Here is a 23284-nt window from a genome sequence, read left to right on the forward strand (position 1 = left end):
TTGTTTAATCGGATGCTTGCTAGTGGCCATCATTGTGATTACGATGCGCGCACTTGAAAGAGCACAAACTCAATTGGATGAGTCTCCAAACTGCTCTTCGATACAGTCCCGCGCCGCGGCAATTCCAATAGGCGCACGACCGTTATCCAAATCAAAGGCCATGGATGTCCTACTCAAGCAAACTTTCCGCCCATTACCTCGAACTCGCCAAAGTCTCTGTTTCCAAAGAGAATTTCGCGGGCGAAGACGTTCGTTTTTCGAGCGAATTCGAGGCGCTGGAAAGTGAGCTGGCCAAAGCCTCGTCGATGCACGAAAGCGGGCAGATCGACTGGCTGAAAATTCGCGAAAACAGTGAATCCCTGCTGCGCACCCAATCCAAGGATTTGCGCGTCGGCGCCTGGCTGACGTGGGCGCTGTATCAGCGCGAATCCTTCCCTGGACTGCTCGCCGGCCTCGGTCTGTTGCACCACTTGTCGGAAAACCATTGGGCCGACATTCACCCGCTCAAGGCCCGCACCCGTGCCGCCGCCGTCGGCTGGCTGGTGCCGCGTCTGGAGCAGGTGCTCACCGAAAACATTGCGATCAAGGAACAGCTGCCGATGTTCCGGCAACTGTCCGAGCATCTGGCAGGCCTCGAAGCGGCATGCACCGAACATCTGGGTGATGACGCGCCGCTGTTGCTGCCGATCTCCCGACGCCTGAAGTCGATGATCCAGCGTGCCGCCGACAACCAGCCGGAACCGGGCATGGTCGGCGCGGCCGTGGCCCAGGTGAAACAGGCCGCCGCCCAGTTGCTCACCCCCGGCGCGCCGATCGACAACGAGAAAGACGCCTACAAAGCCCTGCGCGCCCAGCAGGACAGCGCGCGTCCGTTGTGCGCCTGGTGGCTCAAGCAGAAAGCCACCGACCTGCGCGCCCTGCGCCTCAATCGCACGTTGCTGTGGATGACCATCGACCAGGTGCCTGAGCGTAACGCCGAGCAGATCACCGTGTTGCGCGGCCTGCCGGTGGACAAGCTCAAGCAGTATCAGGATCGTTTCGATCAGGGCAAATACGCCGACCTGCTGGTGGAACTGGAGGCGAGTCTGGCGAAGGCGCCGTTCTGGTTCGATGGCCAGCGAATGGTCTGGGAATGCCTCCAGAATCTCAACGCCGAGCTGGCCATGCGCGAAGTGGAAATCCACTTCGCGCTTTTGATTCAGCGCCTGCCCGGTATCGCCGAGTTGCGTTTCCATGACGGCGCGCCGTTTGCCGATCCGTCCACCCGGGCGTGGATCGCCGCCAACGTCATGCCGCACCTGCAAAGCGCCAGTGCGCCGCGCAAGGTCGAGACCGACGTCGAAACCCAGCCAGCCTGGGAAAAAGCCCTCGAAGAAGTCCTGCCGATCTTGCGCAAGGAAGGCCTCAAGCCTGCCGTGCAGATCCTCAAGCAGGGCCTGCAAGCTGCGCAGGGCGGGCGGGTGCGCTTTTTCTGGCAGTTCGCCCTCGCACGGCTGTGCTTCATGGCCAAGAAATACGAGCTGGCGAAAAACCAGCTGGAAACCCTCGATCAGACATTACAGGACTCAGGCCTGCACGCCTGGGAGCCCGATCTTGCATTGGAAGTGCTGCACCTGCTGCACAGTTGCTGCGAGTTGTTGCCGCAGAACCATGCCGTACGTGAACGCAAGGAAGAGATTTATCGCAGGCTGTGCCACCTCGATCTCGAAGTGGTACTCGAATAGGCCCCAGGGCCACAACCGCAAGGAGAAAAGCCATGGCCAAAGAAGGCTCGGTAGCCCCCAAGGAACGCATCAACGTCACTTTCAAACCCGCCACCGGCGGTGCTCAGGAAGAGATCGAACTGCCGCTGAAACTGCTGGCAATCGGTGACTACACCCACCGCAAGGACGAGCGCAAGATCGAAGATCGCAAGCCGATCAGCATCGACAAGATGACCTTCGACGAAGTGCTGGCCAAGCAAGAGCTCAGCCTGACGATGAACGTGCCGAACCGTCTGCAGGAAGAAGGCAGCACTGAAGAGTTGGGCGTGCAACTGCGCGTCAATTCGATGAAGGACTTCAACCCGGCCAGCCTGGTCGAGCAAGTGCCTGAGCTGAAAAAGCTGATGGAACTGCGCGACGCGCTGGTGGCCCTCAAAGGCCCGCTGGGTAACGCCCCTGCTTTCCGTAAAGCCATCGAAGGCGTACTCGCCGACGACGAATCCCGCGGTCGCGTACTCGGTGAGCTGGGCCTGAACGCCGCAGCCACGGACGCCTGAACCCAGCAGCCAAGGAAGCCAACAAATGAGCACTAGCGCAGCACAAGAGAAAGGCGCCGCCAGCGGCGAGTACAGCATTCTCGACAGCATCATCGCCGAAACCCGCCTGACGCCGGACGACGAAGCCTACGACATCGCCAAACGCGGTGTGTCGGCTTTCATCGAAGAGCTGCTCAAGCCGCAGAACAACGGTGAGCCGGTCAAGAAAGCCATGGTTGACCGCATGATCGCCGAGATCGATGCCAAGCTCAGCCGCCAGATGGACGAAATCCTGCACCACCCGGACTTCCAGGCGCTGGAATCGGCATGGCGTGGTCTGCAGTTGCTGGTCGATCGCACCAACTTCCGCGAAAACATCAAGATCGAAATCCTCAACGTTTCCAAAGAGGATCTGCTGGACGATTTCGAAGATTCGCCGGAAGTCATGCAGTCGGGCCTGTACAAGCACATCTACACCGCTGAATACGGCCAGTTCGGTGGTCAGCCGGTTGGCGCGATCATCGCCAACTACTACATGTCCCCAAGCTCGCCGGACGTGAAACTGATGCAGTACGTGTCCAGCGTAGCCTGCATGTCCCACGCGCCGTTCATCGCCGCTGCCGGTCCGAAATTCTTCGGCCTGGAAAGCTTCACCGGCCTGCCGGATCTGAAAGATCTGAAAGACCACTTCGAAGGCCCGCAATTCGCCAAATGGCAGAGCTTCCGTACTTCGGAAGACTCCCGCTACGTTGGCCTGACCGTGCCACGTTTCCTGCTGCGTAACCCGTACGACCCGGAAGAAAACCCGGTCAAATCGTTCGTGTACAAGGAAACCGTTGCCAACAGCCACGAGCACTACCTGTGGGGCAACACGGCCTACGCGTTCGGCACCAAGCTGACCGACAGCTTCGCCAAATTCCGCTGGTGCCCGAACATCATCGGCCCGCAGAGCGGTGGTGCTGTTGAAGACCTGCCGTTGCACCATTTCGAAAGCATGGGCGAAATCGAAACCAAGATTCCTACGGAAGTGTTGGTTAGCGACCGTCGTGAATACGAACTGGCCGAGGAAGGCTTCATCTCCCTGACCATGCGTAAAGGCTCCGACAACGCGGCGTTCTTCTCCGCGAGCTCGGTGCAGAAGCCGAAGTTCTTCGGCATCAGCGCAGAAGGCAAGGCAGCAGAGCTGAACTACAAGCTCGGCACCCAACTGCCGTACATGATGATCGTCAACCGCCTGGCTCACTACTTGAAAGTGCTGCAGCGCGAGCAACTCGGTTCGTGGAAAGAACGTACCGACCTCGAGCTGGAACTCAACAAGTGGATCCGTCAGTACGTTGCCGACCAGGAAAACCCAAGCGCCGAAGTACGGGGCCGTCGTCCGCTGCGCGCTGCGCAAATCATCGTCAGCGACGTTGAAGGCGAGCCTGGCTGGTACCGCGTGAGCTTGAACGTGCGTCCGCACTTCAAGTACATGGGTGCCGATTTCACCCTGTCGCTGGTTGGCAAGCTGGACAAAGAGTAAGAGCGACTCATGGACGGATACGGCAGCCTTTTCGAACGCCTCAATGGCGATGCAGAAAAACGCAAAGGCAGGAGCCTCGAAGCTTCTGCCATGGCGTCTGTGGCTGCCCATCTGGCCAAAATGCTCAGCACCCGGGCCGGCAGCGTGCAAACGCTGTCCGACTACGGGTTGCCCGATCTCAATGACATGCGCCTGAGCCTGCACGACTCCCTGAGTCAGGCCCGCCTGGCCATCGAAAGCTTCATCGAAGCCTACGAACCGCGCCTGAGCAACGTGCGTGTCATTTCCCTGCCGCGTGACAACGACCAACTGCGCCTCGCCTTCAGCATCGAAGGCCTGCTCGAAGTGGCCGGTTTCAAACGTCAGGTCAGTTTTTCCGCGCGGCTGGATGGCAGCGGTCAAGTGAAGGTGAATTAGGATCATGCGAGGGAGCGCCGTACACCGGGGTAAGTTGGCAACGTTGGGGCGTAGCGCTTTGCTATTTTTTGCCCTGACAGCCGCTGCATTGGTGTCTTTTGCCTGTTACGTGAAAACGACGGCGGCACGGCTTGCTCACGTGTACTCCACGACCTGGAACGAATCCGGAACGTGCTACATCCAGTCCTACATTCCGCAGTATTCGGCGCTTGGCGTCGCGGGAAGCATTGCGAAGTTGTTCGCCAGCGAAGCGTTCTTCCGGGTTTACGCCAAAGACGGCACGTTGTTGAAGTCGTCGGAATGGTTGCTCTGGCAGAACGAGTTCACCACCGATGAGCGCTCGCAGTGGGTATACGGTCACGCGATCTACCCGACAGCGACAGGTTACGAGGGCTGGAATATTCCAGCGTGTGGCCAGCCATGAACATGCGTAAGTGCGCGAAGGTGGTTGGCGTCTTCCTGGCCATGGCGTTATTACTGCCAGCGATCGTCGTGATCGGCGAATTGACGCGTGCCCCGTCCCTGGTGACCTCAAGTCCTTCCGGCGATTACCGGTTCGAAGTGGTACCGACCAGTTGGATGATCGGTGCATCCGGCATGCTCTATCTCAGATTGATCGACCTGAAAGACCCCGATCACACCTACCGCACGCCGCTGATGATCAGTGAGTCGCTGTATATGCGCGACTACGAGGACGAGAAGGTCGTCGGCGTGACGTGGATTGATTTCAACAAGGCTGATCGAACATTCACGTGGTCGCTTCCAGGCTGGAAAGAGCATTGGGCCAACAGCGTGATCAGTAATACCCCCTATAAAGTGATAGAAAACTGATGGGTACCCGACTCATTGGATTGGCCGTGCATGCGCTTGCCTGCGTGCTCTACATCGTCCTCAACAACTTCGCCGTGCCGGTCTACAAGCAGCTCGTGGGCGGACTGACCTCCCGTGGCGTAGCCATCGGTATGGGCATGTACCTCATTTTTTACTTTTTCGTTTTTCTGAATCTTGTCCTGGTCTTCATCAATCGCCTCGCCATCAAGTTTGGTGTGGCGATCTTCATGATGCTGGCGATCCTGTTTTACATGCTCCCGCAGTACCCCGTTCGTGGCATGGCGTACTGCGCGCTGGCGGGCGGTTTGACGATGGCCGCGATTGTGCTGAGTCACCTCTTGAATGCAGCCCTTGTCCGCCTGCGCAGGGAACAGGGAGTGGTTCAATCGTGATGCACAAACGTCGAACACTTTCGTCTCTCGTGTTGACTCCGAGCCTGATCGCCAGCTTCGCAGGGCTGATGGGGTTGTTGTTGGCGGGCGTAGTGCTTGCCACACCGGTTTTTTCCAACGCCTTGATGTTGCTCATGGATCGCGCCAACTTCCTCCCGACAGAGTCGTCGATCTGGGTGTTCGAGCCTTACGAAATCAATCAAGGCTCCTCGTCCTACTGGCTCTACGGTGAGGATCGGGTCAACTACTACCATTTTGCTTACACCCCCGAAAACGCTTACCGGGTGATCGGCAAAAACAATCGATGCGTGGGTTTCGACAAGCGTGATGTGCGTACCTGGTGCGCACCATGACGTGGCAGCGGGTGTGGAAATGGCTCAACCATCTACTGAGTCTGATCGGAGCATTAGCCATCATCGCGGTCGTGACGGTCGCGATCAGGTTGAGCTGGAGTCACTCGAAAACACCGGTATTGCCCAGTTACCCCGACGCGGTGTGGCGTGGTGCCGAGGACGGTGGCGACTTCATCGAAATTACCCGGTCGATGCCGCCGGACTACTTCATTGAGGTGCGCTCAGAGGACGGCAGTCTCGTCAAACAAGGCTGGGTGCGCTTCGCCACCCACGATGGCCAACCGTTGACGATGAACCGTGTCAGTGCTTCCGACGGTGAATACCTCTTCATCGACTCGTACGTGCCGATCACCGCGAGCAAGGGAGGGCAGATTCAGTGAGATTTCGCTCTTGCCAGACAATGGTGCTGTCGGTTTGCCGAGCTGAGGATGGAGGCTCGCCAATGATCGACGCAGCGGATGAGATGCCCAAGCTCAGTCGCGCGCAACTGAGCTACTTCATGGTCGCCTTGTGGTGGCCATTGTTGGTGGTGCTCGCGATTTCTTCCTACGACCTGTGGAGTGGCTTGTACACGACGTACGATTCATCCCATACCTATTGGGAATTCCTGTTGTGGTGGGGTATTCCCGGGCTTTTGGGGTTTGCGCTCTGGATGTCTCGATCCGCGAAAAGCAGAACCGAGCAACAAGCGCTGCGGATGGTCTGGTGGGCGCCCGTGAAGTTCATCCCCTTTTACATCGTGCCATGGGTGATTTATGGCGTGTGCTGTTTGATCGCTGGGCAGTCTCAAGACGCCTATATGGCGTTCGGCCTGATCATGATTGTGCCTTACCTACTCATCGGCGGTTACGTGTGTGCCGCAGCAACGGTCGCGGTCTACAGGATATTTTTTTGATGAGTTCCACTACCAGGCAGGTAACCCGTGTCCTTTAACCACTACTACCAAAGCGAACTCACCGCTCTGCGCCAACTCGGTCGCCGTTTCGCCGAGCGTAGTCCGGCGTTGGCGCCGTTTCTGGGCCAGGCCGGGCGGGATCCGGATGTGGAGCGGTTGCTCGAGGGCTTTGCGTTTCTGACCGGGCGTCTGCGTCAGAAACTCGATGACGAGCTGCCGGAGCTCAGCCATTCGCTGATGCAATTGCTCTGGCCGAACTACATGCGTCCGCTGCCGGCGTTCAGCATTCTGCAGTTCGATCCGCTCAAGCGTTCCGGGCCGGCGCTGCGGGTCGAGCGTGATACGCCGATTGAAAGCGTGCCGATTGAAGACGTGCGTTGCCGCTTCCGCACCTGCTACCCGACCGAAGTCCTGCCGCTGGAACTGGCCGGGCTGGTGTACTCGGTGAAGGGCGACGGTTCGCTGCTGAGCCTGCGTCTGGACATGACCGCCGACGGCCACCTAGGCGAACTGGAACTGAGCAAACTGCGCCTGCACTTCGCTGGCGAGCGCTACATCAGCCAGATGCTTTACCTGAGCCTGTTGCGCAACCTCGAAGGCATTGAGCTGATCCCGCTCGACGGCGCCGGCAAGCCGATCGACGGCGTCGGTGGCAAGCCGATGGCGTTCAAGATCTCCGGTGACAAGGTCAAACCGGTGGGCTTTGCCGAAGAAGAAGCGTTGATCCCGTATCCGCTGAACACCTTCCGTGGCTATCGCTACCTGCAGGAATATTTCGCCTTCCAGGACAAGTTCCTGTTCGTCGATGTGCACGGTCTGGACATCCTTAAGGCGCTGCCGGAAGACACGCTCAAGCAGATGCGCGGCCTGGAAATACGCTTCGACATTCGCAAGAGCGGCATCATGCGCATGCGTCCGACGCTGGATAACGTGAAGCTGTTCTGCACGCCGATCGTCAACCTGTTCGAACACGACGCGCTGCCGATTCGCCTCGATGGCAAACAGGATGAATACCTGCTGCTGCCAGCTGAATACGATCTGGAAAACTGCGGCGTGTTCTCGGTGGAAACCGTGACTGGCTGGAAGCCCGGTGGTCTCGGCTATCAGGATTACGTACCGTTCGAATCCTTCGAGCACGACCCGAGTTTCGACGTGCCCAACAGCCGTCCGCACTACAGCATTCGCCAGCGTTCGTCCCTGCTGCACGACGGCCTCGACACCTACCTGAGCTTCGGCATCCGCCACACCGAGGCTCACGAAACCCTGTCGATCGAGCTGACCTGCACCAACCAGAACCTGCCGCGCAAGCTCAAGCTCGGCGACATCTGCATGGCCTGCGAAGACACCCCGGAGTTCTTGAGTTTCCGCAACATCACGCCAGCCACTTCAAGTTTTGCGCCGCCGCTGAACCGTGACTTCCTGTGGAAGCTGATCAGCAACATGTCGCTTAACTATCTGTCGCTGGCCGACGTCAATGCGTTGAAGGTGATTCTCGAAACCTACGACCTGCCGCGCTATTACGACCAGCACGCGGAGAAAGTCAGCAAGCGCCTGCTCGGCGGGCTCAAGCACATCAAACATCATCACGTCGATCGGCTGCACCGTGGTTTGCCGGTGCGCGGTTTGCGCACCGAACTGACCATCGACCCGGAAGGGTATATCGGCGAAGGCGACCTGTTCGTTTTCGCTTCGGTTCTTAACGAGTTTTTCGCGCTTTACGCCAGTCTCAATTCGTTTCACGAGCTGCGGGTAAAAAGCACACAGGGAGAGGTGTACCAATGGACACCACGTATGGGCCTGCAGCCCCTGCTTTAAGCGGGCTGACCCGGGTAATACGCGAGTACTCGCTGTTTCAGGCCGTGCTGCTGGTCATCGATCGGCTGCGCGATGCACACCCGCACCTGAGCGAAGACGATCTCTACGATCAGGTCGAGTTCCAGGCCAACCCGAGCCTCGGATTTCCGCGCAGCGACGTCGATCGCGTGCAGTTTTTCGAAGAACACGGGCAGTTGCGCGCGCGCGTGCGTTTCAACCTGATCGGTCTGGTCGGTTCCGGTTCGCCGCTGCCGGCGTTCTACGGCGAACAGGCCTTGGGCGATAGCGAAGACGGCAACCCGACGCGCAACTTTCTCGACCTGTTCCACCATCGCCTGCAACGTTTGATGCTGCCGATCTGGCGCAAGTATCGCTATCGCGCGAGCTTCCAGAGCGGTGCAATCGACCCGTTCTCGTCGCAGCTGTTTGCGTTGATCGGCCTCGGCGGCGAAGAGATTCGCAAGGCCAAGGAACTCAACTGGAAACGCCTGCTGCCGTACCTCGGTTTGCTCAGCTTGCGCGCGCACTCGGCGGCGTTGATCGAAGCCGTGTTGCGTTACTACTTCAAGCACGAAGACCTGGTCATCGAGCAGTGCATCGAGCGCCGCGTCGACATTCTCGAAGAGCAGCGCAATCGTTTGGGCCGCGACAACAGCGTGCTCGGCGAAGACCTGGTGCTCGGCGAGCAAGTGCGCGACCGCAGCGGCAAATTCCGCATTCACATCACCCAACTCGACTGGCAACGTTTTCACGAATTCCTGCCGATCGGTTTTGGTTACCAGCCGCTGTGCGCGCTGGTGCGGTTCACCTTGCGTGACCCGCTCGATTACGACATTCGCCTGGTGCTGCGCCAGGAAGAAATCCGCGAACTGCGCATCGGTGAGCAGAACGCCTGTCGCCTCGGCTGGACCAGTTGGCTGGGCCGCGAGAAAGCGGACGGCGTGGTGACCCTGGGCAGCAAAATTCATTAAGGACGTGAGCCATGATCAACGTAGACCTGCAACAACTCATTCAGGCGCTGGACGCCGAAACCCGTCGTGATCTGGAGCGTTCGGCCGAGCGTTGCGTCGCCCGTGGCGGCAGCAAGATTCTGGTTGAAGACATGCTGCTGGGCTTGCTCGAGCGTCCGAACGGACTGCTCACGCGCGCGCTGCAAGATGCCGACGTCGACGCTGGTGAACTGAGCGCCGCCCTGCAATCGCGGGTTGAACACAGCGCTTCGCGCAACCCGGTGTTCGCCCCGGAGCTGGTGCAGTGGCTGCAAGACGCGCTGCTGGTGGCCAACCTCGAACTGGGACAGACCCAGGTCGAAGACGCCGCGCTGATCCTCGCGCTGCTGCGCAACCCGATGCGTTACGCGGGCAGCCGTTACCAGCCGCTGCTGGCCAAGCTGAACATTGATCGCCTGAAGGAATTTGCCTTGTCGCAACAGCCGCAATCGGCTGGCAACGGCAAGCCGGCAGCGCAGGGCGAATCGCTGCTCGAGCGCTTCACCCACAACCTGACTCAACAGGCGCGTGACGGCAAACTCGACCCGGTGCTGTGCCGCGATGGCGCGATCCGCCAGATGGTCGACATCCTTGCGCGTCGCCGCAAAAACAACCCGATCGTGGTCGGTGAAGCCGGTGTCGGTAAGACCGCCATCGTCGAAGGCCTGGCTTCGCGCATCGCTGCCGGTGAAGTGCCACAAGTGCTCAAGGGCGTTGAGCTGTTGTCGCTGGATATGGGCCTGTTGCAGGCCGGCGCCAGCGTCAAAGGTGAATTCGAACGACGTCTGAAAGGCGTGATCGACGAGGTCAAAGCTTCGCCGAAGCCGATCATCCTGTTCATCGACGAAGCGCATACGCTGATCGGCGCGGGCGGCAATGCCGGCGGTTCCGACGCGGCCAACCTGTTGAAGCCGGCACTGGCGCGTGGCGAACTGCGCACCATCGCCGCCACCACCTGGGCCGAGTACAAGAAATACTTCGAGAAAGACCCGGCGCTGGCCCGTCGTTTCCAACCGGTGCAATTGCACGAACCGACCGTCAGCGAAGCAGTGACCATTCTGCGTGGCCTGGCTCAGGTCTACGAGAAGAGCCACGGCATCTACCTGCGTGATGACGCGGTGGTTGCGGCTGCTGAACTGTCCGCGCGTTATCTGGCCGGTCGGCAACTGCCGGACAAAGCCGTCGACGTGCTCGACACCGCGTGCGCCCGAGTGCGCATCAGCCTCGCCGCCGCCCCGGAAAGCCTGGAGCGTCTGCGTGGCGAACTGGCTGAAGGCGGCCGTCAGCGTCAGGCGCTGCGTCGCGATGCGGAAGCCGGTCTGCTGATCGACCACGAAGCGCTGGATGCACTGGAAGCGCGGCTGGAAGAAGCCGAAGACGAAATGGTCGCACTGGAAGCCCTGTGGACCGAGCAAAAGGCCCTGGCCGAGCGCTTGCTGGATCTGCGTCAGCAACTGGCCAAGGCGCGTGAAGCCGCCGCCGTCGAGCCGACGGTCACCGTTGAAGAAGACGCCGAAGGCACGGTGATTGAAACCCACGCTGCCGAAGTCGACGAAACCCAAAGCGTGGCAGCGCTGGAAGCTCAGCTCAACGAAACCCACAGCGCCCTGACTGCCGCTCAAGTCAAAGAACGTCTGGTCAGCTTCGAAGTCTGCCCGCGACTGGTGGCCGAAGTGATCAGTGCCTGGACCGGCGTGCCATTGGCGCAACTGGCCCGCGAGCACAACGCCAAGGTCGCCAGTTTCGCCACCGATCTGCGCACACGCATTCGTGGTCAGGAACAAGCGGTACACGCTCTGGATCGCTCGATGCGCGCCACGGCTGCTGGCCTGAACAAGCCTGACGCGCCGGTTGGCGTGTTCCTGCTGGTCGGCCCGAGCGGCGTCGGCAAGACCGAAACCGCGCTGGCGCTGGCTGACTTGCTGTACGGCGGTGATCGTTTCATCACCACCATCAACATGTCCGAATTCCAGGAGAAGCACACCGTTTCGCGCCTGATCGGCGCACCGCCGGGCTACGTCGGTTATGGCGAGGGCGGCATGCTCACCGAAGCCGTGCGGCAGAAACCGTACTCGGTGGTGCTGCTCGACGAAGTCGAAAAGGCTGATCCGGACGTGCTCAACCTGTTCTACCAGATCTTCGACAAAGGCGTGGCCAACGACGGCGAAGGGCGCGAGATCGACTTCCGCAACACGCTGATCCTGATGACCTCCAACCTCGGCAGCGACCGCATCAGCGACCTCTGCGAAAACGGCGCGCGGCCGACCGCCGAAGTGCTCGAAGAAACCATCCGCCCGGTACTCAGCAAACACTTCAAACCGGCGCTGTTGGCGCGGATGAAAGTGGTGCCGTACTACCCGGTCGGTGGCCCGGTATTGCGCGAGCTGATCGAGATCAAACTCGGCCGTCTCGGCGAGCGTCTGAATCGTCGTCAGCTGGAATTCACCTGGTGCCAGAACCTTGTCGATCACCTGTCCGAGCGCTGCACCCAAAGCGATAGCGGTGCGCGCCTGATCGACCATTTGCTCGATCAGCACGTGCTGCCGTTGGTAGCCGACCGCTTGCTCGATGCGATGGCCACCGGTGAAAGCCTCAAGCGCGTGCACGCCACGCTCGACGGCGACGCCAGCGTGATGTGCGAGTTCGCCTGAGGTGGGTGTGATGTTCACTCGAGTGCCGCAGCCACTGGCCTACGCCGAAGCCTTGCTGGCGCAGTTCGCCAGCCTGTCGCGGGCGGCGGACGATGCTGCGTTGCTGGGTGAATTCGTGCGCGGTCTGGCCGAGCTCAGCGGTTGCGAATTGACGCAGCTGTATCTGCTCGACGCCACGCACACCTGCCTGGGGATGAATGCCGAGTGTCTCGGTGGCCAGCTACAACCGCGCGGATCGGCGAGCCTGCCGGCAGACTACAACGGTGAGCAATTGCTGCAGTTTGCTCTGTGCCAGAACCGCGTGGTCTGCCTCAGCGAGTTGAGCGGCAGCGTGCACGAAACCAGTTTCCTGCCGGCGGCGGTTTTGCCGTGGCAGTCGCTGCTGTGTGTGCCGCTGGTCAATCAGCAGAAGTCGGTCGAAGGCTTGCTGCTGTGCGCGAGTCATCGTGACATCGACCTGCAAGGTTTTGCCGATTCCCTTGGGCAACTGGGTTCTTTCGTGCTCGGCCAACTGCATTTGCTGCAACGCCTGCGTCAGCCAACGGGCGATTCGCGGCCAGCCTCGCACAGCGTGCCGAGCGCCAGCGGTTATGGATTGATCGGCAGAAGTCCGGCGATGCGCCAGACCTATTCGCTGATCAGCAAAGTCCTGCACAGCCCGTACACCGTGCTGTTGCGTGGCGAAACCGGCACCGGCAAGGAAGTCGTGGCGCGGGCGATTCACGATTGCGGCCCGCGTCGCTCGCAGGCATTCATCGTGCAGAACTGCGCGGCGTTCCCGGAAAACCTGCTGGAAAGCGAGCTGTTCGGCTATCGCAAAGGTGCCTTCACCGGTGCCGACCGTGATCGTGCCGGGCTGTTTGATGCAGCTAACGGCGGCACTTTGTTGCTGGATGAAATCGGTGATATGCCGCTGTCGCTGCAAGCCAAATTGCTCCGCGTGTTGCAGGAAGGCGAGATCCGTCCGCTGGGTTCCAACGACACGCACAAGATCGACGTGCGCATCATCGCCGCCACTCACCGTGATCTGTCGGTGCTGGTCAGCGAAGGCAAATTCCGCGAGGACTTGTACTACCGTCTCGCGCAATTCCCGATCGTACTGCCGGCCCTGCGTCAGCGCGAAGGCGACATTCTCGATCTGGCGCGGCACTTCGCCGACAAGGCTTGCGCGTTTTTGCAGCGTGACCCGGTGCGTTGGTCCGAAGAGGCGCTGGAGCATCTGTCCAGTTACACCTTCCCCGGCAACGTGCGCGAACTCAAAGGTCTGGTCGAACGCGCGGTGTTGTTGTGCGAAGGCGGCGAGTTGCTCGCCGAGCATTTCTCGCTGCACATGGAACCGATGTTCGAGGACAACAGCAGCCTCAATCTGCGCGAACGCATGGAGCAGGTCGAACGCAGTCTGCTACTCGATTGCCTGCGCAAGAACGACGGCAACCAGACCCTCGCCGCCCGCGAACTGGGCCTGCCCCGGCGCACCCTGCTGTACCGGCTCGGCCGCTTGAACATCAACCTGGGTGACTTCGATGGTTGATCTGAAAACCTATCTGAAGGTGAGCAATTCCCCTGTGGCGAGGGAGCTTGCTCCCGCTCGGCTGCGCAGCAGTCGCAATCGGGGTAACTCGGGTTTCCTGCACCGATCGGATCGCAGGTCTTGGGGCCGCTTCGCAGCCCAGCGGGAGCAAGCTCCCTCGCCACATTGGTTTGGCGCAATGGCTCGATGTAGAGCCTTCGCGCCTCCTTCAAATACTTATTTCAGCGCCGCCCGCAAGGGTCGGCGCTTTGTGCTTTGTCTAGCCCTGGAGACCCTCTGATGTCTGTTCGTCACTGGCACGCCGTCCTGCTGACCCTTGTCGTTCTATGCGGCCTCGGCGGCTGTAGCGGCAATTACAAATTCAACGACAACGATTATCGCCCGTTGGGTGATCCGCAGGCGGTCAATCGCGGCAAGTGACCGCAAGGAGCATCAAACATGGAATTGGTTTTCGAAATGCTGAACACCAAGCAGTTCGTGCCCACCGAGTTGTGCCAGAAGACCTTCAAACAGGCCGGCGGCGTAATCGGGCGGGGCGAGGACTGCGACTGGATCATCCCTGATCGCAAGCGGCATCTGTCCAACCACCACGCGATTGTCAGCTATCGCGAAGGTACGTTCTTCCTGACCGATGCCAGCAGCAACGGGATTCAGGACGGCGGCAGCGGCGCGCGCCTGCACAAGGGCGAGCCGGTACGCATCGAGCACGGCAGCACTTACGTGCTCGGCGACTTCGAGATTCGTGCGCGACTGGTGCGCGACCCGGCGACATTCGACGGTGAAGCCGGGCGTCCGCGCGCCGCCGGCAGCATCATTCCGGACGACGCGTTTCTGGATCTCGATCCGTTGAATGCCATGGATCAGCAGGAGCGCGTGTACTCGGAAATCGACGAGCTGCTGGCGCCGACTGCCAAACCCGAAGATTCCCGTCAGCGTGCCGACTACGCGCGTATCGACATGGAAAGCCTGATGGTGCCGGAGCTGATCGACGCGCCCGCAGAGCCTGCACCCGCGCCGGCGCCGAAAGCCGTCGAGCGTCAGAGCGAAGGTTTCTGGGAGCACTTCGGCGCCGCGCTGGGGGTGAATCTGAAGAACCTCAGCCACGACGAACGCGAAGCCATGGCGCTGAACGCTGCACGTCTGCTGCGCCAAAGCATCGGCGGTTTGCAGCAGAGCCTGCGCACCCGTTCCGAGCTGAAAAACGAGTTGCGACTGGCGCAGACCACGGTGCAAGGCACCAACAAGAATCCACTGAAATTCGCCGTCGATCCGAGCGAAGCGCTGGACATCCTGTTGCAGCCAAGCAAGCCGGGTCACTTGCCGGCCGAGCAAGCGATATCCCGGGCGTTCCGCGATTTGCAGGCGCATCAGGTGGCATTGCTGACGGCCAGCCGCGCGGCAGTGCGTGGCACGCTGGAGCACTTCTCGCCGCAACAACTGACCCTGCGTTTCGAGCGCGACAACAAGCCTTTACTCGCGACGTCCGGCAGCCGCTGGAGAGCGTACGGCCGTTATCACCAGGCACTGCGTCAGGACGATGACTGGAGCGAACGCCTGTTGGCGCGCGACTTCGCTCAGGCCTACGAAGAACAGATCCGCCTGATCTCCACCCTCCACACCGACCACCAAGGATGATGCGCATGTCTCGCCGCTCGACCGCTTTTATCAAGACGCTGACTGCGCTCACCGTGCTGGTGCTGCTCGCCGGTTGCTCGTCGCTGTCGCCGTACTCGAAAGTGACCAAGCTCAATCTGAAGCTGACCGGTAGCGATCAGCTCAACCCGGATCTCAACGGCCGCCCTTCGCCAATCGTCGTGCGCCTGTTCGAACTCAAGCACCCGGTGACTTTCGAGAATGCTGATTTCTTCAGCCTCTACGAGCGCGCCAAGGAATCCTTGAACCCGGATCTGGTGGCCAGCGAAGAAATCGAACTGCGCCCGGGCGAAACTGTGGAAATGAAGCTCAGCGTGGAGGAGGGCAGCCGTTACGTCGGCATCCTCGCCGCCTACCGCGACCTGCCGGAAACCAAGTGGCGCTACACGATCCAGATCACTCCGCTGGAAGCCACCGATGCGGATGTGACGCTGGATCAGGCCGGCATTCGCAACACCCATGAAGTGCTCGCCAAGGCGGATGACTGATCATGAATACCCATAAAGTCATTTGGCAGGAAGGCATGCTGCTGCGTCCGCAGCACTTCCAGCACAACGATCGCTATTACGATCACCAGATGAAAACCCGCACCAAGTTGCTGGGTGGCTACACCTGGGGTTTTCTTAATCTGGAGATCGACCTGCAGTTCCTCAACATGGGCAAACTGGTGATCAGTGGCGCCTCGGGGATTCTGCCGGACGGCAGCCTGTTCGAACTCGGTGGCAACACCGAACCGCTGGCGCTCGACGTGCCGCCGAACACCGGTAACACGCCGATCTATCTGGCGCTGCCATTGGTCACCGGCAACCACATCGAGTCGCGCCGCCCGGAGCAATCCGACGTGCTCGCGCGTTACACCGCGTACGACGCCGAGGTGGCTGACTCCAACGCCGGCGACGATTCCGCCAGCCAGGTCAGCTGCGGACGTCCAGACTTCAAACTGTTGCTCGGCGAGCAGCAGAGCGATCAGGCCTACGTGAAGCTGAAGATCTGCGACGTGCTCGACACCACGCCCGACGGCGTGATCAGCCTCGATCCGGATTTCGTGCCGACCTACATTCAGGCCCACGCCTCCAGCTACCTGCTGTCGTGCCTGAAAGAAGTGATCAGCATGCTCGGTCACCGTGGCGACACGATTGCCGAGCGCATTCGTTCGAACGGCAAGGTCGGCGGTGCTGAAGTCGGCGACTTCATGATGCTGCAACTGATCAACCGCACCGAACTGCTGTTGCGCCATTACCTCGGTCTGGAGCAAGTGCATCCGGAAGAGTTGTACCGCACGCTGCTGACCATGCTTGGCGATCTGGCGACCTTCTCCAGCGACAGCAAACGCCCGCGTCTGGACAGCCGCTATTCCCACGCGGACCAGGGCGCAAGCTTCCGCAAACTGATGGAGTCGATCCGTCAGGTACTGTCGATGGTGCTCGAACAGCACGCCATCGAGCTGGTCCTGCAAGCGCGTCAGTACGGCATCATCGTATCGCCGTTGCACGACCACAAACTGCTTGGCTCGGCTTCTTTCGTGCTGGCAGCCAGTGCCAACTGCGACTCCGAAGAACTGCGCCACCGCTTGCCGGCGCACCTCAAGGTCGGCCCGGTGGAGCGCATCCGCCAACTGGTCAACCTGCACTTGCCGGGGATCAAGGTCAAACCGTTGCCGGTGGCCCCGCGGCAGATCGCGTTCCACTCGAACAAAACCTATTTCATCCTCGAACTCAGTTCCGAAGACCTGGCACAACTCGAGCGCTCCGGCGGCTTCGCGTTCCACGTGTCGGGCGAATTTGCCGAGCTTGAACTGAAATTCTGGGCCATCAGGAACTGACCGACATGATCAAGGACATGGAACACAACCAGGACGACAAAACCGTCCTGCTCGACCGTCAGGGCCACGGCCCGGCGTCGAGTCCGCTGACCGACTTCGCCGCGCCGCCGCGTTTCGAGCAACTGGAAGAACGCATGATCTACGCCGCGCGCCTGCGTCCGGCCGAAGCGTTCAACATCAGCCTCAATTCGCTGGTGGCCGCATCTTCCGAACTGCTCTCGGAAGTGGTGCGGCTCAAGCACAGCGAAACCCGCGAAGACCTGTACGCGCTCAACGAGCGTCTGACCGCCGGCCTCAAGCTGTTTGAAGTGCGCGCGCTGCACAACGGCGCCGAAAGCAGCCAGGTGATGGCCGCGCGATACGTGCTGTGCACCGTGGTCGATGAAGCTGTCGTGACCACGCCGTGGGGCAACGAAAGCGAGTGGTCGCAGATGAGCCTGCTCAGCAGCTTCCACAACGAAACCTTCGGTGGCGAGAAGTTCTTCCAGCTGCTGGATCGCTTGTCGAAAAACCCGGTCAAGCACCTGCCGATGCTGGAATTGATGTACCTGTGCCTGTCCCTCGGTTTCGAGGGCAAGTACCGGGTGCAGGCGCGCGGCATGCTCGAACTCGAAGGCATCCGTGATGCTCTCTACCGGCAGATCCGTCAGTTGCGTGGCGACGTGCCGCGCGAGTTGTCGCCGCACTGGGAAGGCCTTAACGATCAGCGCCGCAGTCTGGTGCGCATCGTGCCGGCGTGGATGGTGGTGCTGTTCACCCTCGTCTGCCTGGTGGTGATGTATTCGGGCTTCGCCTGGGTCTTGGGCGAGCAGCGCGAAACCGTTCTGCAACCATATCAGCCGCTTGATCCGGCCGCGGTTCAGCCGCAGTCGCAGCCGTAAACAGGGACGTGTGATGAAAAAGTTTTTCAAGAAAGTCGGCGCCTTCCTGCGCCAGACCTGGGTCTGGACCTTGCTGCTGGTGCTGTTCGTGGCGCTGCTGGTGTGGTTTGTCGGCCCGCTGTTGGCGGTGAATGACTACAAGTTCTGGGAAGGTGCGACCTCGCGTCTTTTGACCATCAGCGTGCTGTTCCTGATCTGGGGCCTGACCATGGTCTTCGTCAGCTGGCGCGCCGGTGTGCGCAAGAAAGCCGTCGAAGCAACCGAAGATGGCCAGGACCGCATTCGTCGCGAAGAAATGATCGACGAAGAGCAGAAAGAGCTGAAGGCGCGTTTCAAGGACGCCCTGAAAACCCTCAAGACCTCGAGCCTGTATCGCGGGCGCAGCGAGCGCTGGCGCAGTGACTTGCCGTGGTACTTGCTGATCGGTCCGCAAACCAGCGGCAAGACCAGTCTGCTGGACTTTTCCGGTCTGGAATTCCCGATCAACAAGATCGACCGCAAGCTGACCCGTGACACCCTCGGCACCCGTCATTGCGACTGGTACTTCGCCGACCACGGTGTGCTGATCGATACCGCCGGGCGCTACCTGACCCAGCCGGATGCCGAAGTTGACGGCAGCGCCTGGAGCACCTTGCTCGAGCTGTTGCGCAAGCGTCGTCGCGGCCGTCCGTTGAACGGCGTGCTGGTGACCATTCCGGTGGAAGCGCTGCTCGGCGGCAGTGAGCAAGACATCGACACCCTGGCGCGCCAGGTGCGTGCGCGTCTGCAAGACGTGCATCAGAAACTGCACGTCGATGTGCCGGTGTATCTGGTGCTGAGCAAGGCTGACAAGCTGCTGGGCTTCGACGAGTTCTTCGATCAACTGACCCGCGAAGAAAGCGATCAGGTGCTGGGTACCAGTTTCCGCAAGGATCAGGTCGGCACCGATGTGGCGGTGCTGCGCGGCGAGTTCGAAGAGCTGCTGCGTCGTCTGAACAGCCAAGTGATCATGCGCATGCACTCCGAGCGCGACACTCAGCGCCGTGGCCGCATTCTCGACTTCCCGCATCAACTGGGGCAGATCGGCGAGCGCCTGTGCCTGTTCGTCGACATGGCGTTTACCGGCAACCGCTATCAGCGTGCCACGCAATTGCGCGGTTTCTACCTGACCAGCGCACCGCACCTGACCCAGGAAATGGACGCGACCACCGCCGGCATCGGCGCCAATCTGGGCATGAACGCCGGCGTGCTGCCGACGTTGCGCAGCGGTCGTTCGCGCTTCATCCATCATTTGCTCAGCCGGATGATTTTCCCGGAAGCCGATCTGGCCGGTCTGGACAAACGCGAGCGCAGCCGCATTCATTGGGGCCAGCGTGCGTTGTACGTCGGCGCACTGGCGGCGCTGGCACTGTTCGGCATGCTCTGGGCGGGTGGTTTCTCGGCCAACTACGAGCGTCTGGAAAACCTGCGCAACCTCGCACAGAACTGGGGTCAGCAGCGTTCGGCACTGACCCCGCGTGATGACGCGATGGGCGTGCTGAAAACCCTCGATACCAGCTACGCCGCGACTCAGGTATTCCCGAAAAAAGGCGACGTTTCGTACCACGAACGTGGCGGTCTGTATCAGGGCGAAGACGTCAATCCAGTGGTCAAAGTGGCTTACGAGCACGAGCTCGAACAGCAACTGCTGCCACGGGTTGCCACTCAGCTCGAAGGGCAGATCCGCGCCAACATGAAGGATCGTGACCGGCTGATCAACAGCCTGCGCGCCTACCTGATGCTGAACATGAAGGATCGTCGCGACGCCGCGTGGCTCAAGGACTGGATCGCTACTGACTGGTCGCAGCGCTACACCGGCAACACTGCGGTGCAGAACGGTTTGAACACGCATCTCGAGCGTTTGCTGCAGCAGCCGTTTATCTACCCGCTCAACGATCAACTGGTGGCTCAGGCGCGTCAGGTTCTGCGTGCCGAATCGCTGGCGACCGTGGTTTACCGCATGCTCCGCGAGCAGGCGCGCAACCTGCCGGAATACCGTTTCAGCCAACACCTCGGCCCGCAGGGTTCGCTGTTTGTCGGCACCGATTACGTGATTCCGGGCTTCTATACCCAGCAGGGTTATCAGCAGTATTTCTCGGTACAGGGTTCGGCGCTGGTTACCGACATCCTGCGAGACAACTGGGTGCTCGGTGAAGGCGCTGGTATCAGCGACATGGACTTGCGTCGCCTGATGGTCGAGCTGGAGCAACTGTACTTCCGCGATTACGCCAACTTCTGGAGCGAGGCCGTTGGCCAGGTGGCATTGCCGCCGATCAACGATGCGGGTGAGGGCGCCGAGCAACTGGCGGGCCTGACTTCGGCCAACTCACCGGTACTGGCGTTGCTGACTGAAGTGCGTGAAAACACCCGCTTCGAAGCTGCTGCAGATCCGGTTGAAGAAGCGGGTGATGCCGCTGATGCACTGGCGGGTCAGAAGGGCAAATTGGGTAAGGCGGGCAAACTGGCGTCGGCCGTCGCGGACAAGGCTTCGGCCCTGAACGTGGCGAAAAACCTGCCGGACACCGCCAAGAAATCCCTGCAACGGCGCTTCGAACCGCTGCATCGTCTGCTCGATGAGAACAACGGCCCGGCCGCTGACCTGACGCCGGCGCTGAGTGCGCTCAACGACCTGCAACTGCAACTGGCCAGCCTCGCGCGCTCCAGTTCGCCGGAGCAAGCCGCGTTCGAACTGGCCAAGACCCGCATGAGCGGCCAGCGTGATGCCTTGACCAACCTGCGTAATGCTTCTGGTCGTCTGCCGCGTCCGCTGAGTGTGTGGTTCAACGTGCTGGCCGAAGACTCGTGGCGTCTGGTGCTCAACGATGCTTACCAATACCTGAACGGCCGTTATCAGAACGAGCTGTACAGCGTGTATGGCAAAACCATCAGCAAGCGTTATCCGTTCAGCGCGTCGAGCACCAGCGATGTGGCGATCAGCGATTTCCGCGAGTTCTTCAAGGCTCAAGGCATCGTCGACCGCTTCTTCGACAGCTACATGCGTCCGTTCGTCAGCGGTGATCCGGGCAACTACCGGATGCGCAGCGTCGATGGCCACAGCCTGCCGGTGTCCAAGCTGTACCTCGACCAGATGGCCGCGGCGCAGACCATTCGTCAGAGCTTCTTCTCGATCAACCCGGCCGAGCCGACCGTGCAGTTCAAACTGGAGCCATACACCCTCGATCCGGCGGTCAGCCGTTCCGAGTTCAAGTTCGGCGACAAGACCATGGAATATCGCCACGGTCCGATTTTGCCGATGACCTTCAAATGGCCGACCGATGCTGAAGACGGTCGCACCAGTCTGGTGATGGACAAAATGGCCGGGCGCCCGATCGGCATCGAGAAGAACTCCGGCCCGTGGTCGCTGTTCCGTCTGTTCGACCTGATGCAGACCGAGTACCTGACCGGGCGCGACGTGCTGGTGCTGAAAGCCGATGTAGGTGGCCTGCGCGCCAACTACCTGCTGACCAGCCAACGCTCGCCGAACCCGTTCGACCTCGGCGTGCTGCGCACCTTCCGTATGCCGGTGCAGCTCTGATGCTGGTGGCCAGCCCTTGGCGCAGCGCGGCGCGAACCGACCTGGGCAAGGTGCGGGCGCGCAACGAAGATGCCTTCCTCGACACCCCGCAGCATGGGCTGTGGGTGGTCGCGGACGGCATGGGCGGACATCAGGGTGGCGACATCGCCAGCCAGTTGATCGTCGCCAGCCTGGCCGAATTGCCGCAGCACGAGGATTTCGACGAACGCCTCAAAGCCATCCGCCAGTGCCTGCACTGGCTGAACCGGCGTTTGGGTCAGGAGTTGACGGTCACTGCCGGGCGTCACGACAGCATCATGGGCAGCACCGTCGTGGCGCTGCTGGTGGACGGCAATCGCGCGGCCTGTATCTGGGCTGGCGATAGCCGTTGTTATATGTGGCGCGGTCAGCGTTTGTATCAGCTGTCCAAGGATCATTCGCTGCAGCAGCAACTGATCGACGAGCAACAGATGAGCGTCGAACAGGCTGCTGCGCACCCGGCGGCCCAGGCATTGACCCGGGCCGTCGGCGCGGCGGAACAACTGACCCTGGATGTGCTGGAGCTAGAGGTGTATCCGGGCGATGTGTTTTTGCTGTGCAGCGATGGCTTGTATCAAGGCCTGAGCAGCGACGCCCTCGGCAACGCCCTCAGCCTGACTGCGCCGCATGTGGCGCTGGAACGTCTGTTCGACGGCGCCCTGCGTGGCGCCGCGCGCGACAACCTGACTGCCGTGGTGATCCGCCAATGACTGAAATCGAATCCTCAGTCGATGACTTGCTGATGAGCGAAGAGCAGGCCAACAACCTGACCTATTTCGCTTTTGCGCCTATCAACAAAATGCAGCACAACGCCGAACCCGCGCTGGCGCCCACTCGGGCCAGCGTCGGCGAACTGCCGGATGTTCTGGCAGGCCGCTACCACCTCGAGCGTCTGCTCGGGGCCGGTGGCATGGGTGCCGTTTACCGGGCGCGGGATCTGCTGCACGAACAGTTCGGCGATCCCGATCCTTACATTGCGCTGAAAATTCTCAGCGAAGAATTTGCCGAGTCGCCGGACGCCAGTGCCTTGCTCTACAGCGAGTTCGCCCTGACCCGACGCCTGCGCCACGACAACGTGCTGCGACCGCACACGTTCGAAGTGGACACCGATTGCCAGCGGGCCTTCATCACCATGGAACTCATGCGTGGCCTGACCCTGGACAAATTGCTCTGCGAGCGGCCCCTCGGCCTGCCGTGGAAAGAACTGCGCGACATCGTGCTGCCGCTGCTCGACGCGCTGGCTTACGCCCACCGTCGCGGCGTGTTGCACGGCGACATGAAACCGAGCAACGTCATGCTCAGCGAAGACGGCGTGCGCCTGTTCGACTTCGGTCTCGGGCAAGCCGAGGAGGGCATCCTGCCCGGCCTGCCGCACCTGAGTCGCGAGCGCTTCAACGCCTGGACGCCGGGCTACGCCGCGCCCGAACTGCTTGAGGGCCAACCGTTGTCGGCCAGCGCAGACGTGTACGGCGTGGCCTGCGTGATCTTTGAGCTGGCGGGCGGCAAACACCCGTTCCGCCGCTTGCCCTCGACCCAGGCCCGCGACGAGCACCTGGAGCGCGAGCTGCAAGCACCGCAGCATTTACCGAAACACTGTTGGCCAGCGCTGCGTACTGCGCTGGCTTTTGATCCGGCAGAACGCACCATCACTGCCGACCAATTGCGTGACGCCTTGGGCGCCACTTCGTCCTGGCTGCAACGTCTGCGACTGCGGGCGTAACG

22 protein-coding genes are annotated in these 23284 nt (G+C 60.9%); all 22 read left to right on the forward strand.

The features are described from left to right. The first annotated feature begins 164 nt into the window (after positions 1-164). Positions 165-1724, forward strand: coding sequence for a type VI secretion system protein TssA (gene tssA, locus ACP7EE_RS03900; RefSeq protein ID WP_426233619.1), 1560 nt, complete (start codon positions 165-167; stop codon positions 1722-1724). Between the two features lie 32 nt (positions 1725-1756). Continuing rightward, positions 1757-2260: a type VI secretion system contractile sheath small subunit gene (gene tssB / locus ACP7EE_RS03905; protein WP_042561805.1), complete on the forward strand. Its 504-nt coding sequence runs from the start codon at positions 1757-1759 to the stop codon at positions 2258-2260. 25 nt (positions 2261-2285) lie between these two features. Continuing rightward, positions 2286-3761: a type VI secretion system contractile sheath large subunit gene (gene tssC, locus ACP7EE_RS03910; protein WP_420649302.1), complete on the forward strand. Its 1476-nt coding sequence runs from the start codon at positions 2286-2288 to the stop codon at positions 3759-3761. Between the two features lie 9 nt (positions 3762-3770). Further along, a complete protein-coding gene (gene tssE, locus ACP7EE_RS03915; RefSeq protein ID WP_420649301.1) occupies positions 3771-4178 on the forward strand; it encodes a type VI secretion system baseplate subunit TssE in 408 nt (135 codons plus the stop codon). A 139-nt stretch (positions 4179-4317) separates the two neighbouring features. Continuing rightward, positions 4318-4602: a hypothetical protein gene (locus ACP7EE_RS03920; protein WP_426233622.1), complete on the forward strand. Its 285-nt coding sequence runs from the start codon at positions 4318-4320 to the stop codon at positions 4600-4602. After that, positions 4599-5009, forward strand: coding sequence for a hypothetical protein (locus ACP7EE_RS03925; protein WP_426233624.1), 411 nt, complete (start codon positions 4599-4601; stop codon positions 5007-5009). Before ACP7EE_RS03920 ends, ACP7EE_RS03925 begins: the two co-directional genes overlap by 4 nt. Beyond that, a complete protein-coding gene (locus ACP7EE_RS03930; protein ID WP_426233626.1) occupies positions 5009-5401 on the forward strand; it encodes a hypothetical protein in 393 nt (130 codons plus the stop codon). Before ACP7EE_RS03925 ends, ACP7EE_RS03930 begins: the two co-directional genes overlap by 1 nt. Then, complete coding sequence (locus ACP7EE_RS03935; protein WP_426233628.1) at positions 5401-5754, forward strand: hypothetical protein; 354 nt, start codon at positions 5401-5403, stop codon at positions 5752-5754. Before ACP7EE_RS03930 ends, ACP7EE_RS03935 begins: the two co-directional genes overlap by 1 nt. Further along, positions 5751-6134, forward strand: a complete 384-nt coding sequence (locus tag ACP7EE_RS03940) for a hypothetical protein (RefSeq protein WP_426233630.1) — start codon at positions 5751-5753, stop codon at positions 6132-6134. Before ACP7EE_RS03935 ends, ACP7EE_RS03940 begins: the two co-directional genes overlap by 4 nt. Before the next feature lie 62 nt (positions 6135-6196). After that, positions 6197-6649 carry a hypothetical protein gene (locus tag ACP7EE_RS03945; protein WP_426233632.1) on the forward strand — a complete coding sequence of 151 codons (453 nt, stop codon included), beginning with the start codon at positions 6197-6199 and terminating at the stop codon, positions 6647-6649. A gap of 27 nt (positions 6650-6676) precedes the next feature. Then, entirely contained in the window at positions 6677-8464 is a 1788-nt protein-coding gene (tssF, locus tag ACP7EE_RS03950) for a type VI secretion system baseplate subunit TssF (RefSeq protein WP_420649294.1), read from the forward strand. After that, positions 8428-9435, forward strand: coding sequence for a type VI secretion system baseplate subunit TssG (gene tssG / locus ACP7EE_RS03955; protein ID WP_426233634.1), 1008 nt, complete (start codon positions 8428-8430; stop codon positions 9433-9435). Before tssF ends, tssG begins: the two co-directional genes overlap by 37 nt. Before the next feature lie 11 nt (positions 9436-9446). After that, on the forward strand, positions 9447-12104 hold the full coding sequence (tssH, locus tag ACP7EE_RS03960) for a type VI secretion system ATPase TssH (RefSeq protein ID WP_426233636.1): 2658 nt from the start codon (positions 9447-9449) through the stop codon (positions 12102-12104). A gap of 10 nt (positions 12105-12114) precedes the next feature. Next, positions 12115-13635: a sigma-54 interaction domain-containing protein gene (locus ACP7EE_RS03965; RefSeq protein ID WP_426233638.1), complete on the forward strand. Its 1521-nt coding sequence runs from the start codon at positions 12115-12117 to the stop codon at positions 13633-13635. Between the two features lie 279 nt (positions 13636-13914). Further along, a complete protein-coding gene (locus ACP7EE_RS03970; protein ID WP_003229566.1) occupies positions 13915-14055 on the forward strand; it encodes a hypothetical protein in 141 nt (46 codons plus the stop codon). An 18-nt stretch (positions 14056-14073) separates the two neighbouring features. Continuing rightward, a complete protein-coding gene (gene tagH / locus ACP7EE_RS03975) occupies positions 14074-15270 on the forward strand; it encodes a type VI secretion system-associated FHA domain protein TagH (RefSeq protein WP_420649290.1) in 1197 nt (398 codons plus the stop codon). Positions 15271-15275: 5 nt separating this feature from the next. Beyond that, the gene (gene tssJ, locus ACP7EE_RS03980; RefSeq protein WP_420649289.1) at positions 15276-15776 is read left to right on the forward strand and encodes a type VI secretion system lipoprotein TssJ; all 501 of its coding nucleotides are present in this window, start codon (positions 15276-15278) and stop codon (positions 15774-15776) included. Between the two features lie 2 nt (positions 15777-15778). Next, positions 15779-17110 (forward strand): type VI secretion system baseplate subunit TssK, encoded by a 1332-nt coding sequence (gene tssK, locus ACP7EE_RS03985; RefSeq protein ID WP_420649288.1) that lies wholly within the window; start codon positions 15779-15781, stop codon positions 17108-17110. Between the two features lie 5 nt (positions 17111-17115). Further along, a complete protein-coding gene (gene icmH / locus ACP7EE_RS03990) occupies positions 17116-17991 on the forward strand; it encodes a type IVB secretion system protein IcmH/DotU (RefSeq protein WP_426203316.1) in 876 nt (291 codons plus the stop codon). 13 nt (positions 17992-18004) lie between these two features. Next, on the forward strand, positions 18005-21544 hold the full coding sequence (tssM, locus tag ACP7EE_RS03995; protein ID WP_426233642.1) for a type VI secretion system membrane subunit TssM: 3540 nt from the start codon (positions 18005-18007) through the stop codon (positions 21542-21544). Beyond that, positions 21544-22272, forward strand: a complete 729-nt coding sequence (locus ACP7EE_RS04000; RefSeq protein ID WP_426233644.1) for a PP2C family protein-serine/threonine phosphatase — start codon at positions 21544-21546, stop codon at positions 22270-22272. The genes tssM and ACP7EE_RS04000 overlap by 1 nt, the downstream gene beginning before the upstream one ends. Continuing rightward, a complete protein-coding gene (locus ACP7EE_RS04005; RefSeq protein ID WP_426233646.1) occupies positions 22269-23282 on the forward strand; it encodes a serine/threonine-protein kinase in 1014 nt (337 codons plus the stop codon). Before ACP7EE_RS04000 ends, ACP7EE_RS04005 begins: the two co-directional genes overlap by 4 nt. Positions 23283-23284 lie beyond the last annotated feature (2 nt).

The organism is Pseudomonas sp. TWP3-2, from assembly GCF_049897765.1.
GTDB lineage: Bacteria > Pseudomonadota > Gammaproteobacteria > Pseudomonadales > Pseudomonadaceae > Aquipseudomonas.

What these genes read in the sequence shown, in the direction of transcription:
- tssA (WP_426233619.1), top strand. Translation starts at nt 165, where the DNA reads ATGTCCTACTCAAGCAAACTTTCCGCCCATTACCTCGAACTCGCCAAA.
- tssB (WP_042561805.1), top strand. Translation starts at nt 1,757, where the DNA reads ATGGCCAAAGAAGGCTCGGTAGCCCCCAAGGAACGCATCAACGTCACT.
- tssC (WP_420649302.1), top strand. Translation starts at nt 2,286, where the DNA reads ATGAGCACTAGCGCAGCACAAGAGAAAGGCGCCGCCAGCGGCGAGTAC.
- tssE (WP_420649301.1), top strand. Translation starts at nt 3,771, where the DNA reads ATGGACGGATACGGCAGCCTTTTCGAACGCCTCAATGGCGATGCAGAA.
- ACP7EE_RS03925 (WP_426233624.1), top strand. Translation starts at nt 4,599, where the DNA reads ATGAACATGCGTAAGTGCGCGAAGGTGGTTGGCGTCTTCCTGGCCATG.
- ACP7EE_RS03930 (WP_426233626.1), top strand. Translation starts at nt 5,009, where the DNA reads ATGGGTACCCGACTCATTGGATTGGCCGTGCATGCGCTTGCCTGCGTG.
- ACP7EE_RS03935 (WP_426233628.1), top strand. Translation starts at nt 5,401, where the DNA reads ATGCACAAACGTCGAACACTTTCGTCTCTCGTGTTGACTCCGAGCCTG.
- ACP7EE_RS03940 (WP_426233630.1), top strand. Translation starts at nt 5,751, where the DNA reads ATGACGTGGCAGCGGGTGTGGAAATGGCTCAACCATCTACTGAGTCTG.
- ACP7EE_RS03945 (WP_426233632.1), top strand. Translation starts at nt 6,197, where the DNA reads ATGATCGACGCAGCGGATGAGATGCCCAAGCTCAGTCGCGCGCAACTG.
- tssG (WP_426233634.1), top strand. Translation starts at nt 8,428, where the DNA reads ATGGACACCACGTATGGGCCTGCAGCCCCTGCTTTAAGCGGGCTGACC.
- tssH (WP_426233636.1), top strand. Translation starts at nt 9,447, where the DNA reads ATGATCAACGTAGACCTGCAACAACTCATTCAGGCGCTGGACGCCGAA.
- ACP7EE_RS03965 (WP_426233638.1), top strand. Translation starts at nt 12,115, where the DNA reads ATGTTCACTCGAGTGCCGCAGCCACTGGCCTACGCCGAAGCCTTGCTG.
- ACP7EE_RS03970 (WP_003229566.1), top strand. Translation starts at nt 13,915, where the DNA reads ATGTCTGTTCGTCACTGGCACGCCGTCCTGCTGACCCTTGTCGTTCTA.
- tagH (WP_420649290.1), top strand. Translation starts at nt 14,074, where the DNA reads ATGGAATTGGTTTTCGAAATGCTGAACACCAAGCAGTTCGTGCCCACC.
- tssJ (WP_420649289.1), top strand. Translation starts at nt 15,276, where the DNA reads ATGTCTCGCCGCTCGACCGCTTTTATCAAGACGCTGACTGCGCTCACC.
- tssK (WP_420649288.1), top strand. Translation starts at nt 15,779, where the DNA reads ATGAATACCCATAAAGTCATTTGGCAGGAAGGCATGCTGCTGCGTCCG.
- icmH (WP_426203316.1), top strand. Translation starts at nt 17,116, where the DNA reads ATGATCAAGGACATGGAACACAACCAGGACGACAAAACCGTCCTGCTC.
- tssM (WP_426233642.1), top strand. Translation starts at nt 18,005, where the DNA reads ATGAAAAAGTTTTTCAAGAAAGTCGGCGCCTTCCTGCGCCAGACCTGG.
- ACP7EE_RS04000 (WP_426233644.1), top strand. Translation starts at nt 21,544, where the DNA reads ATGCTGGTGGCCAGCCCTTGGCGCAGCGCGGCGCGAACCGACCTGGGC.
- ACP7EE_RS04005 (WP_426233646.1), top strand. Translation starts at nt 22,269, where the DNA reads ATGACTGAAATCGAATCCTCAGTCGATGACTTGCTGATGAGCGAAGAG.